Annotated in this window: 9 protein-coding genes; 6 read left to right on the forward strand and 3 right to left on the reverse strand. The window is 72.7% G+C overall.

Features of this window, described 5'->3' with window-relative positions; all coding sequences use genetic code 11:
• Window positions 1–110: 110 nt before the first annotated feature.
• Window positions 111–845 carry a lytic polysaccharide monooxygenase gene (locus tag ACH5A8_RS08825; RefSeq protein WP_398999473.1) on the reverse strand — a complete coding sequence of 245 codons (735 nt, stop codon included), beginning with the start codon at window positions 843–845 and terminating at the stop codon, window positions 111–113.
• A 333-nt stretch (window positions 846–1,178) separates the two neighbouring features.
• Window positions 1,179–2,282: an Lrp/AsnC family transcriptional regulator gene (locus tag ACH5A8_RS08830; RefSeq protein ID WP_398999475.1), complete on the reverse strand. Its 1,104-nt coding sequence runs from the start codon at window positions 2,280–2,282 to the stop codon at window positions 1,179–1,181.
• A gap of 210 nt (window positions 2,283–2,492) precedes the next feature.
• On the opposite strand from ACH5A8_RS08830, the gene ACH5A8_RS08835 reads away from it, so the two are divergent.
• The 5 genes from ACH5A8_RS08835 to ACH5A8_RS08855 all read left to right on the forward strand — a co-directional run bounded on the left by ACH5A8_RS08835 (window position 2,493) and on the right by ACH5A8_RS08855 (window position 7,565).
• A complete protein-coding gene (locus tag ACH5A8_RS08835) occupies window positions 2,493–3,755 on the forward strand; it encodes an MFS transporter (RefSeq protein WP_398999477.1) in 1,263 nt (420 codons plus the stop codon).
• The gene (locus tag ACH5A8_RS08840; protein WP_398999479.1) at window positions 3,727–5,022 is read left to right on the forward strand and encodes an amidohydrolase; all 1,296 of its coding nucleotides are present in this window, start codon (window positions 3,727–3,729) and stop codon (window positions 5,020–5,022) included. The genes ACH5A8_RS08835 and ACH5A8_RS08840 overlap by 29 nt, the downstream gene beginning before the upstream one ends.
• Before the next feature lie 184 nt (window positions 5,023–5,206).
• On the forward strand, window positions 5,207–5,437 hold the full coding sequence (locus ACH5A8_RS08845) for a hypothetical protein (RefSeq protein WP_398999480.1): 231 nt from the start codon (window positions 5,207–5,209) through the stop codon (window positions 5,435–5,437).
• Between the two features lie 245 nt (window positions 5,438–5,682).
• Entirely contained in the window at window positions 5,683–6,372 is a 690-nt protein-coding gene (locus ACH5A8_RS08850; RefSeq protein WP_398999482.1) for a rhodanese-like domain-containing protein, read from the forward strand.
• The gene (locus tag ACH5A8_RS08855; RefSeq protein ID WP_398999484.1) at window positions 6,369–7,565 is read left to right on the forward strand and encodes a cysteine desulfurase family protein; all 1,197 of its coding nucleotides are present in this window, start codon (window positions 6,369–6,371) and stop codon (window positions 7,563–7,565) included. Before ACH5A8_RS08850 ends, ACH5A8_RS08855 begins: the two co-directional genes overlap by 4 nt.
• 249 nt (window positions 7,566–7,814) lie before the next feature.
• Here ACH5A8_RS08855 and ACH5A8_RS08860 read toward each other — a convergent pair whose 3' ends face one another.
• Entirely contained in the window at window positions 7,815–9,239 is a 1,425-nt protein-coding gene (locus tag ACH5A8_RS08860) for a non-reducing end alpha-L-arabinofuranosidase family hydrolase (RefSeq protein WP_398999486.1), read from the reverse strand.
• A gap of 997 nt (window positions 9,240–10,236) precedes the next feature.
• On the opposite strand from ACH5A8_RS08860, the gene ACH5A8_RS08865 reads away from it, so the two are divergent.
• The gene (locus ACH5A8_RS08865; RefSeq protein WP_398999488.1) at window positions 10,237–11,670 is read left to right on the forward strand and encodes an endo-1,4-beta-xylanase; all 1,434 of its coding nucleotides are present in this window, start codon (window positions 10,237–10,239) and stop codon (window positions 11,668–11,670) included.
• Window positions 11,671–12,150: the final 480 nt, after the last annotated feature.

The following is a 12,150-nucleotide window of genomic DNA, read 5'->3' on the forward strand; positions in this document are numbered from 1 at the left end:
TCCCGGGGCGGCGGTCTAAGGACAGTGGACCCCGGGCAGCGGATCGGGCCCGTGCCGGCCGCTGCCGGGCCGGCGCGCGCTCGCCGGGGCGCGCGCCGGCGCGTCAGGGATCAGGCGGGGCAGGCGCCGAGGTCCTCCCAGACCCCCCACTCGCCGGTGGTACCGGGCTTGTCCCCGGACACCCACCACTTGGCACGCCAGGTGTGACCGCCGTAGGAGACGGTGTCACCGCCGTTGTAGACGTGTGCGGCGTCCCAGGCCGGCGCGGTGCAGGTGCCGCCACCGCCGCCACCGCCGCCACCGCCACCGGTGCCGCCACCGCCACCGGTGCCGCCGATGTTGACGTCGACGCAGGAGTAGAAGGCGTTCGCGGTGTCCGCGATGTTCCAGACGGCGAGCACCTTCTGCCGGCCGGTGAAGCCGCCGAAGTTCACCTGCTGGCTGACGTCCGCGGGCGGCTGCGCGTTGTGGCCGTCGAATTCGGCGATCTTCCGGCCGCCGATGAAGTACTGCCAGTTGCTGGTGGAGTGCCGCGCCGTGTTGTGCCAGGTGAACGTCGCGGTGGAACCGACCGTCGTGACCTGCCACGGCTTGCTGTCGTCGTCCAGTTCGGCGTACTCCGCGTGACCGCCGCTGCAGCTGAACAGGCCCTTGGGGCCCTCGACGCTCTGCGGCTCGTACTTGATCTGACCGCAGTCGACGACACCCTCGGCGCACTGCTCCTGCCGGCTCGTGGGCAGCGTGACCCAGCCGTGGGCGCTGGCCGCGCTCGCGGGAAGGCTGACGGCGATCAGGGGTGCGGCCAGCGCGCCGAGCGCGACAGCCACCCGTCTTTTCGTGTTCATGCCATACCACTCTCCTCGATGTGCCGATTCCGGCGCCGAAAGGGGGCACGGCGCCCGGCGACGCGAACGAAGGGACACAGGTCTAGACCTAAAGGGACTTGGTCTAGACCATACTCGCGGACGGGATCCGGTCAAGGGATTGCGCAAGGCGAACTGCCGTCAGGGGGCGGGCTTCTGCCGTCGAGCGGGTTCCCGCACCGGGCGCCGGCCCGCCGGCCCGGGTGATCCCCCGGCTCCGCGCGAGCGAGAAGGGCACACGTGTCCCACTGCGCGCGCGACGACCTGGCGGCACCGCCGTCATGACATACCGTCGGTGTGCGAACGCCTGGAGGCTCAGAGGCCTTCGGCCCCGCCGTCCCCCTCCAACAGCCCCTCGGGCGCCGCGGTCATCGGCACATGCGCGCGGGCGCGGCCCCACCGGTCGAGCAGGCGGCCCATGCGCTTGTCGGTGTGGAGCGTGAAGTCGCGGGCGCTGATCCTCAGTTCGGGATGGCACCGCAGGATCCGCTCCTCCAGCGCCGGGCAGTCGGCGGGGGAGCGCAGCCACACCGACAGCAGCAGGTTGTCCGCCCCGGTGACCGTGGAGCACACCCGGGTCTCGGGCAGGGCCGCCAGCGCCCGTGCCGCGGCGCCCGCGCCGGGGCCGGGCACCGCGATACGGAAGGTGGCGACGACCGGCCAGCCTGCCAGCCGCTGGGTGAGGTCGCAGCGGAAGTACACCTCGCCGTTGCCGATCATCCGCCGCAGCCTCCGGCGCACCGTCGTCTCGCTCAGCCCGCACTGCCGCGCCAGCTCGGCATGGCCGCGCCGGGCGTCGACGCCGAGCGCCTCCAGCAGCCGGCGATCGCGCTCGTACGGCCCGATGCCCGGTCGCGGCCGGGCGCGCCGCTGTCCGACCGTCAGGTCCGAGCGCTGCCGTTCGTTGAGGGTGTGCACCAGCCACCCGCTGCCCTCCCGGTGGACTTCGGTGCAGACGCTCAGCCGCACCGAGCGCACCCCGGCCAGGCCGCCCAGCCGCCGGGTGACGAGATCGTCCAGCGCGGTCAGATCGCGCGCGGCCACCGACAGGAACAGCTGGTGCTCCCCGGTGGTGCGTTCCAGGCTGAACACCGGGCCCCATCGGCGTATACGCGCCGTGACGCGGTCCACCGCGCCCGCCTCGCAGGCGAGGTCCACATAGCCGACCACCGTGACGTAGTGCGTCGGGTAGGCCGTCATCCAGGCCGTGCCGCTCTCGGTGAGGCGCCGCCAGCGGCGCGCCGCGGTGGTGGCGTCGATGCCGATGACCGCGGCGATCTGCGACCAGGGCGCCCGGGGCCGCAACTGGAGGGCCTCGATCAGCGCCAGGTCGGTCTCGCCCAGCTCGGTGACCGGACCGTCGGGGACGCGGAGTTCCGGCGCGGGCTGGAGGGCGGCGACGGGGACGGTGGGCGGCACGCGCCTCATCCTGTCAGCGCCGGCGGAGGAACTGAAGCCCCCGGAGGACCGGGGCGGGCGGCCGCGTTCCGCCGCGCGGGTGCGCACCGTACCGGCGGATTCCGGCGCAACAGGTGTGCGGGCGCCGGAATCCTGCGATGCGACGGCGCCGACCGGCGCGCGGTGCAGGGTGTGCGCCAAGCATCACGTCGCCGGGCGGGAGGACTCCCCGTGCACAGAACAACCCGGACCACCGCTGTCCTGCTCTTCGTCGCCTGGGCCGTCGACTACATCGACCGGCAGGTCGTCAACCTGGCCCTGCCGTCCATCGGTCACACCTTCGGTCTGACCCACGGCGAACGGGGCCTGGTCGTCTCCGCGTTCTTCGTCACCTACGCGCTCACGCAGATTCCCGCCGGCCTGATCGCCGGGCGCTTCGGCGGTGTCCGGGTGATGTGCGTGGCCCTCGTGCTGTGGTCGCTCTTCACCGGTCTCACCGCGGTCGCCTGGTCCTTCGCCGCGCTGCTGGTGTTCCGCTGCCTCTTCGGCGTGGCCCAGGGCCTGTTCCCCGCGGCGGCCGTCGACACGCTCAGCCGCCGCAGCGTCCCGGCGCAGCGGCTCACCGCCAACGGCTGGATCCAGAGCTCCAACGCGGTCGGCGGCCTGCTGGCCGCCGTGCTGGGCGGACTGCTGCTGGCGCACTGGGACTGGCGCGTGATGTTCGCCGCCGTCTCCGTGCTGGGCCTCCTGGTGGTGGTCGCCGTCCGGCGACGGATGCCCGGCGCCCTCCCCGCCGAGCAGACCGGCCCCCCGCCGGAGCGCACCGGCGGGAGCGCGGCCGCCCTGCTGAGGTCCCCGGTGATCTGGGGCTTCGCGGTGATGTTCTTCGCCTACGACACCGTGGTCTGGGGGCTCAACAGCTGGAGCGCCTCGTACCTGATGGAGGAGCGCGCCCTGAAGGTGGCGGACGCGGGCCTGGTCTCCCTGGGGCCGACGCTCCTCGCGGCGGTCACCGCGATCGTCGGCGGACGCCTGTCCGACCGGTTCGAGGGGCGGCCACGGCGCATCGTCGTGCCGGCCATGTCCGCCGCGGCCGTCCTGCTCGCCGTCCTCCCGCTGACCGGCTCGCTGACCGGGTTCGTGGTGGTGGCCACCCTCATCAGCGGGGCGATCGGCCTGTGCTACATGCCCTGCTTCTCCGTGCCCCTGCGCAGTCTTCCGCCGGGCCTGACGGGGGTCGCCTCCGGCGTCATCCTGTTCGGCGGGCAGCTGTCCGGGATCGTGGTGCCGACCCTGTTCGGCCAGGTGGTCGACGCCTTCTCCTACCGCGTGGCCTTCTGGTCGCTGGCGCTCGGCCCCGCCCTGGCCGTCGCGGCCGTGCTCCGCGTCCCCCAGACATCCCGGCGTTTCCTGGCGCGCCTCGGCGCCGTCACCGACGACACCCTCGTGAAGGAGGACGACAGCGATGCGTCCACAGTCCCCCACTCCGCCTGAGACCGGCCTGACCACCGGCCTCGCGGCCCATCTTCCGCACTGGGAGGAGGTCTACCGCGACCTGCACGCCCACCCCGAGCTCGCCTTCGCCGAACACCGCACCGCGGCGACGGTCGCCTCCGAACTGGCCGGCGCCACGGGCTGGGAGGTCACGGAGGGGATCGGCGGCACCGGCGTGGTGGCGGTGCTGCGCAACGGCGCCGGTCCCGTCGTATGGCTCAGGGCGGACATGGACGCCCTGCCCGTCCGCGAGGAGACCGGTCTCGCCTACGCCTCCGGTACGGCGGGCCTCATGCACGCCTGCGGTCACGACGTGCACGTGGCCGCGCTGCTGGGGGTCTGCCGGCAGCTCGCCGCGCGTCCCGACGCGTGGCGGGGGACCGCGGTGGCCGTCTTCCAGCCCGCGGAGGAGGTCGGCGCCGGCGCGCGGGCCATGCTGGACGACGGCGTCCTCGACCGCTTCCCGCGTCCCGACGTGGTGCTGGGCCAGCACGTGGGTCCGCTCCCGGCCGGCGTGGTGATCACCAGGCCGGGCGCCGTCATGGCCGCCGCGGACAGCGTCCGCGTCACCCTGCACGGGGCGGGCGCGCACGCCTCCGCCCCCCATGTGGCCGTCGATCCCGTCGTGATGGCGGCGTCCGTGGTCCTGCGGCTGCAGACGCTCTCGGCCCGGCTCGCGCCGCTGTCACCGTCCCCGCTCCTCACGGTCGGCGCCATCCACTCCGGGACCGTGCCGAACGTCATCCCGCACACCGCCGAACTGCTGTGCAGTCTGCGGACGTTCGACGAGCAGACCCGCGAGCAGGTGCTGACCGACCTGCGGCGGATCGTCCGCGCGGAGGCCGAGGCCCAGGGCGCCACCCGCGCACCGGACATCGGGACGTACGACTCCTTCCCGCTGACCGTCAACGACGCGGACGCCACCGAGCGCGTCCTCGCGGCCCTCGGGGCCGGCGGAACCCTGGGCCGTGTGCTGCCCGTGCCGCTCTCGGCCAGCGAGGACTTCGGCCGGTTCGGGGCGGCGGCCGGCTGCCCGTCGGTCATGTTCCACTTCGGCGGCGCCGACCCCGCGGACTTCGGCGCCGAGGCCGTGGCCGCCCTGGAGCGCGGCACGCTCCCGCCGGGCACGGTGATGAACCACTCCCCCCGCTACGCGCCCTCCGACCGGCACGCCGTCGCCGCCGGAGTGCGTCACTTCCTCGCCGCCGCCGGGTCATGGCTGACCGACGACGCCACCACGGCCGAACCGGCCCCGCCCCCGGCCTGAGCCGCTCCCGCGCGTGTCCGCCCCCCCGGCCCGGTCACACGGGACCCCGGGGCGGGCACACCCGCGGCCCCGCCCCCGCCCATCGCTCCCTCTCACACCCACTGCTCGCTCTCACACCCACAGGCACCTCCACCGGTCGCGGCCGAGTCGGCCGTGGCCGGCCGGTGCCGGAAAGGACAGGACGATGAGGAACTGGAGATCTCTCCTGCTCGCCACCGCCCTGGCCGTGTCGACGGCCACGCCCGCGGCCGCCGCGCAGACCGGCGCCCCGGCGCCCGCAGCGCCCGCAGCGCCCGCAGCGACCGCAGCGACCGGCGTCGCCCACTGGTTCGCCCTGGTCGCCGCGGCGGCACGACTGCGGGCGCTCCTCGCCCGCCCGAAGGTCCGCCGGCGCCGGGAACTCACGACGGAGTGACTGCCCATCGCGATCGGCGTCGGCGTCGCCGCGGCCGCCTGAACGGACCACTGTGGACGGACCTCCGCCGCGCCGCCGTCACCCCCCGGGCGGCGGCGTCTCCGCCCCACCGCGGTGCGCCGCTCCCGGCGGAAGAAGCGCGATCGCCCGCGGATTCGACGGAAGAACCGCGATCGTCCGCGCGATTCGGCGGATCAAGGGCGCCCCCGTCCTCTACGGTCCTCCATGGATACCGGGAGGATCTGTTGCGAGACGCCACCCCGGGCGACGCCGAGGCCGACGCCGAGGCCGCCCTCTACGACGTGTCCGCGGCCGGCGGCAAGGCGCCGGCCGGCGGAACGCGGCTGAAGCCGCTCGATCCGCTCGCGCGGGGCGAGCGCACCGTGGACTCCCTGGCGAGGGCCGCCGGGCCGAACCTGACGACCGTGTCGGCCCATCCGCAGACGCTCAGGCGGGCCGGGTTCGTCGCCACCCGGCGCGAAGGCGTCCGGAACCACTACCGGCTCGCCGGCGACGACGTCGCCCGGTTTCTCACCCTGCCGCACGAGGTCGCCGACCGCCACCGGGCCTCCGTCCCCGCCGCCCGCAGCGCCTACCTGGGCGAGGACGGCGCCGTGGAGGTCACCTCCGAGGAACTGCGGGCCCGGGCCGAGGCCGGCGAGGTGGTGGTGCTCGACGTTCGACCGGCCGAGGAGTACCTCGCCGGACACATCCCCGGAGCGATCTCCATCCCCGTGACCCGACTGGCCGACCGCATCGCCGAGTTGCCCGGGCGGACGGGGGTCGTGGTCTCCTGCCGCGGCGCGTACCGCCCGCTCGCCCACGACGCCGTACGACTGCCGGCCGGCCTCGGGCGGCGGGCGGCCCGCCTCAGCGACGGCGTGCTCGCACGGCGCCCGGCCGACCTGCCCGTACACACCGGGGAGGCGGCGTGAGGAACGTACCCGAGGGCCTCCCGCCGTACCCCGGACTCGCCGGCGGACCGGTCTACCTCGACCACAACGCGACCACCCCGGTCGACCCCCGGGTCACCGAGGCGATGCTGCCGTATCTGACCTGCTTCTTCGGCAACCCCTCCAGCAGCCATCCGTTCGGCGCCGAGCCCCGGCGGGCGCTCGGGACGGCCCGGGCGCAGGTCGCCGCGCTGATCGGCGCCGAGCCGCGGGAGATCGTCTTCACCGCCTCCGGCTCCGAGGCCGACCTGCTGGCGCTGCGCGGCTCCGTCCTCGCCTCCGGCCGGCCGCGCCCCCATGTGATCACGCAGGTGACCGAGCACCCGGCCGTGCTGGAGACCTGCCGCGCCCTGGAGCGGCTGCACGGCGCGCGGGTGACGGTGCTGCCCGTCGACGGCGACGGACTCGTCTCCCCCGACGCCCTGGCCGCCGCGCTCACCGAGGACACGGTGCTGGTGTCGGTGATGGCCGCCAACAACGAGACCGGCGCCCTCCAGCCGGTCGCCGAACTGGCCGCGCTCGCCGGCCGGAACGGGGCGCTCTTCCACTGCGACGCCGCCCAGGCGGCCGGGAAGATCCCCCTCGACGTACGGACCCTCGACGTCGACCTGCTCACGGTCGTGGGGCACAAGATGTACGCACCGAAGGGCGCCGCGGCGCTGTACGTGCGCGACGGCGTACGGTTGGAGCCGGTCGTCCAGGGAGGCGGCCAGGAACGCGGGCTGCGCGCCGGCACGGAGAACGTCGCCCTGGCCGTCGGACTCGGCACCGCCGCCGCCATCGCGGCCGCCGAACTCGCCGACGGCGAAGCCCCGGCCCGCACCGCGGCCCTGCGCGACGACCTCCACCAAGGGCTCACCGCCGCGCTCCCCGGCCGCGTCCATCTCAACGGCCCCGAGGAACGCCGCCTGCCCAACACCCTCAACGTCAGCGTCGAGGGCGTCTCCGGCCATGAACTCCTCGCCCGCGCGAGCGAGATCGCGGCCTCCACCGGATCGGCCTGCCACAGCGGCGTCCACACGCCCTCCCCGGTGCTGACCGCCATGGGCCTGCCCGCCGACCGGGCCCTGTCGGCGGTACGGCTGTCGCTCGGCCGCTGGACCACCGCGAAGGACATCGAGACGGCGGCCCAGTCCCTGGCCCGAGCGACCCTCAACCCGAACCCCCGCCCCTGACCGCGCCACCCCCTGGCCCCGACCCGAGGGCGCAAGCCGAGCCTCCGACGCGATGGGGGTCGGGGCGCGTCAGTTCCGGGTCCCGGGGCGCTCGTGCGCGGCTGGGGCGAGAGGGACCCCGGCCTCCATGCGGCCTGGGTCCCTCGGGACGGAGCGCCGGTCAGCGGGCGGGACGGCCCGGGTGGCGGACCGCTCTCCCCCACATGCCCACGGACCGCACCCCACCACGGTGACCGTGGACCGGGCCGGTCAGCGCCGCAGGGTCAGGACGCCCGGCCGCCACGGCAGCTGGTCGTAGGGGCCGCTCGCGGTGGGTGACTTGCCCTGGTAGAGGAGCTGCAGGTTGCAGGGGTCGACGGTCATGGTCTGGTCGGGGTTGTCGCGGACCAGGTCACCGTGGCTGATGTCGTTGGTCCAGGTGGCGCCGCTGTTGGCCTTGCCCGCGAAGGGGTTGCTCTCACTGGCGGCCTGTGGGGTCCACGAGCCGTTCAGGCTGGAGGCCGTGAAGGAGCGGAAGTAGCGCCCGTTCGCCCCCATCGCCTCGACGATCATGAGGTACTGGTTCTGGCCCTGGACCTTGTAGACCTGCGGCGCCTCGAACAGGTTGTTCGTCGTGTCGCTCATGACCGTCGTGTACGACGAGCCGAAGTTGCCCGGGAAGTTCCCGATCGGCATGCTCGCCCGGTAGATCTTGCCGTTGTCACCGGCGAAGAACAGGTACATGTTCTGACCGTCGGCGATCAGGGTCTGGTCGATCGGGCCGGTGCCGGAGCCGGAGATGCTTCCGGTGAACAGCGGCTGCGGCGCGGACCACCCGTTGGGGTTGGTCGGGTCGCTCGACGTGCGGTAGATGAAGGGCCACGCACCCCACTGGTAGGCCAGCACCCAGATGTTCTTGGGCGCGAAGTAGAACAGCGTGGGCGCCACCGCGGCCTGACTCATCCCGGTCTGACGTGCCGAAGCCATGTCCGACCAGTTCGTGAACGGGGCGAACGCCATCGAGCCGTACGACGATCCCGACACGTTCGACCCGTAGACCAGGTGCTTGCCGTTGTACGTCACGGTGGTGAAGTCCTTCAGCGCGGCCCACCCGTTCGCCGGCTGCGCCAACGCGCCCGTCGACGTCCACCGGTACGTCGACGGAAGGGAGCACGTGCCGTCCGTCGGCGGCGTCCCGGTCAGGCCGGTCCACTTCTGGTTGCTGCCGCCGTTGCACGTCCCGATCTGCACCGCCGTCCCGTTGGCCGTGCCGGCGCCCGAGGCCTCCAGGCACAGCCCGGACTCCACGCCGACGACGGTGCCGTCGGAGTTCACCCGCCACTGCTGGTTCGCACCGCCGGAACAGGCCCAGATCTGTACCCGGGTACCGGCCGAGGTGGCGTGGCCGGGGACGTCCAGACACTTGTCGCCGTACACGGTCAACTGATGGTCGTCCGTCAGCGTCCACTGCTGGTTGGCCCCACCCCAGCAGTCGTAGATCTGCAGGTTCGCGCCGTCGTCCTGGCTGCCGCCGATCACATCTAGACACCTGTTCGATCCGACACCGCGCAGGGTGCCGCTGGTCGCCGCCTGGGCCGGGGTGACGGCGAGCATCGCCGCCAACGCGGCCAGGACCGCGACCGCGGCGGCGAGCACCGCGGACGTGTGTCCGCGGCTGAAACTTCCTCTGTGCATGGGGACTTCCTCAGCCTTGAGTGGGCGGTTCCCGCCGGCCCCGTCAGAGGCCGACCGGACGGTCGGTGCGGTGCGTCACGGCCCCTGAACGCCACGGCGGACCGTTCGTGACCTGTCGGCCCTTCGCGGCCTCCTCGAGGCCCGGTGGCACCCCGGCGTCTGCGGGCGGCATGAGCGCCGGCGATTTCTTGCGGCTCCGGGTTCGGGCCACGCGACCCGGAAATCGCCTTGCTGTGCGAGGGAGCGACTCGACTTGTCCGTGATATCGAACGAAGGTCGAAGTGTCGAGCACGCTGAATGATAGGGAACCGATAGGCGGCGTCAACTCCCCCCGCATGTACCGCTGTTCACACCGAAATATTTCGGAGTTCTGGTAAGTGAGACGCTGCACGTCAACCGACAGAACGATCCAGTCTCACCCACTCGACACCGGAGCGAGAAGAAGGGTTCGCGCACTCATCCCGAGGTCCACCACTGCCCAGCGGCCCCCGCCCGGCGGCGACGCGGTCCACCATCCGCCCGGCGAGCCGCACCGAAAGTTTCGGACATATATCAGAAATTTTTTGGGGATCCGGTATTGACGGTGCATCGCGGTACCTCAATCATTCCTCTCTGAGACACCGGACGCGGTTCGACATCTCGAACTGCGCCGGGCGCGGGCAATCCGTGACGCACGGCAGATCCACCACAACCGCAGCAAGGTTCCACGCACCACATCACCCGGGCCGCCCCGTTTCGTCCGGTGCGGCTCGCACCGACGCACGCCTGGCTCCACCCGCGGTGGGACAGGTACGTGACACCACGGTTCCCCCGGCTGAGCCGGTGGGTTTCCCACGTGCCTGTCCCGAAGACCGTCCCGCCTGATGACGGCGGTGTCCGGTGATTCCGTACCGCCCGGGCTCCGGCCCACCTCGTCCGTCCGTCTGCCGTATGGGAGCGGACGACACGAACGCCCGCGCTTCAACCCTTCCGTGTTCTCTCCCCAGGAGGCACAGTCATGGGCTCGTACGCCCTTCCCAGACCCGTTGTCCGCCGCAAGATCCGCGGCCTGCTGTTGACGCTGATCGCCGGCGTCCTCGGTGCGGCCGCCGCCCTGGTCGCGCCGCCGAGCGCACACGCCGCCGAGAGCACACTCGGGGCCGCGGCGGCGCAGAGCGGCCGCTACTTCGGCACCGCCATCGCCTCGGGCAGGCTGAGCGACTCGACGTACACGGCGATCGCGGGCCGTGAGTTCAACATGGTGACGGCCGAGAACGAAATGAAGATCGACGCCACCGAACCGCAGCGGGGCCAGTTCAACTTCACCGCCGCCGACCGCGTCTACAACTGGGCGGTGCAGAACGGCAAGCAGGTGCGCGGCCACACCCTGGCCTGGTACTCCCAGCAACCCGGCTGGATGCAGAGCCTCAGCGGCAGCGCACTGCGGCAGGCGATGATCGACCACATCAACGGCGTGATGGCCCACTACAAGGGCAAGATCGCACAGTGGGACGTCGTCAACGAGGCCTTCGCCGACGGCGGTTCGGGAGCCCGGCGCGACTCCAACCTGCAGCGCACGGGCAACGACTGGATCGAGGTCGCCTTCCGCACCGCACGCGCCGCCGACCCGGCGGCCAAGCTCTGCTACAACGACTACAACATCGAGAACTGGACCTGGGCCAAGACCCAGGCCGTGTACTCCATGGTGCGCGACTTCAAGCAGCGCGGCGTGCCGATCGACTGCGTCGGCTTCCAGTCGCACTTCAACAGCGGCAGCCCCTACAACAGCAACTTCCGCACCACGCTGCAGAACTTCGCCGCCCTCGGCGTCGACGTGGCCATCACCGAACTCGACATCCAGGGCGCCTCGGCCTCGACCTACGCCAGCGTGACCAACGACTGCCTGGCCGTCCCGCGCTGCCTCGGCATCACCGTCTGGGGTGTGCGCGACACCGACTCATGGCGATCGGGGGACACCCCGCTGCTGTTCAACGGCGACGGCAGCAAGAAGCCCGCCTACACCGCCGTCCTCAACGCACTCAACGGCGGCTCCTCCTCCACGCCCCCCGCGGGTTCCGGACAGGTCAAGGGCGTCGGTTCGGGCCGTTGCCTGGACGTACCCGACGCCACCACCGCTGACGGCACCCAACTCCAGCTGTGGGACTGCCACGACGGCACCAACCAGCAGTGGACGTACACCGACGCCGGTGAGCTCAGGGTCTACGGCGACAAGTGCCTGGACGCCGGCGGCACCGGCAACGGCGCCAAGGTCCAGATCTACAGCTGCTGGGGCGGCGACAACCAGAAATGGCGCCTCGGCTCCGACGGGTCCATCGTCGGCGTCCAGTCCGGCCTCTGCCTCGACGCCGTCGCGCAAGGCACCGCCAACGGCACCCTGATCCAGCTCTACTCCTGCTCCAACGGCAGCAACCAGCGCTGGAGCCGCACCTGAGCGACGGCCCCTGCGGAGCGGGTCGCGGCGGCGCCACCCGACGTCAGCGTGCGGGTGAGGGCGACCGACCTGGTGACCGAGGCCCGCCTGCCGGTCGCCCACCGGGGCGCGGCGGAGTGTCGGCGCGCAGGCGAGCCCGTCGGGCGGTGCACCGTGCGGCTCGCCCGCTCGCCGGCTCGGCGGCCACGGCAGCACCGTCCGATCCCGGCCCCCGGTCATGACCGCCATGGTCATGACCGCCGTTTGCCTCACCCCGCCGGGCGCGGTGACGCCGTGGGGCCGATGATCGGTCGACGGGGCAGGGCGTCGTGGAACGAGCCGGAAGGAAGCGGGCCGTGAACGGAGAGCGGGACGGAGAGCGGCTGCCGCATCTCGTCACCGGCGCGTCCCGGTACGTCGGCGGACTCCTGGTGCCGGAGCTGCGGGAGGCGCCTTCCACGGCCGGCTGGACCGGTTCCCCGGCGATGTCGGTCCGCGTGG

This window comes from Streptomyces sp. NPDC018610 (genome assembly GCF_044391765.1).
GTDB lineage: Bacteria > Actinomycetota > Actinomycetes > Streptomycetales > Streptomycetaceae > Streptomyces.

What these genes read in the sequence shown, in the direction of transcription:
- ACH5A8_RS08825 (WP_398999473.1), bottom strand. Translation starts at nt 845, where the DNA reads ATGAACACGAAAAGACGGGTGGCTGTCGCGCTCGGCGCGCTGGCCGCA.
- ACH5A8_RS08840 (WP_398999479.1), top strand. Translation starts at nt 3,727, where the DNA reads ATGCGTCCACAGTCCCCCACTCCGCCTGAGACCGGCCTGACCACCGGC.
- ACH5A8_RS08845 (WP_398999480.1), top strand. Translation starts at nt 5,207, where the DNA reads ATGAGGAACTGGAGATCTCTCCTGCTCGCCACCGCCCTGGCCGTGTCG.
- ACH5A8_RS08860 (WP_398999486.1), bottom strand. Translation starts at nt 9,239, where the DNA reads ATGCACAGAGGAAGTTTCAGCCGCGGACACACGTCCGCGGTGCTCGCC.
- ACH5A8_RS08865 (WP_398999488.1), top strand. Translation starts at nt 10,237, where the DNA reads ATGGGCTCGTACGCCCTTCCCAGACCCGTTGTCCGCCGCAAGATCCGC.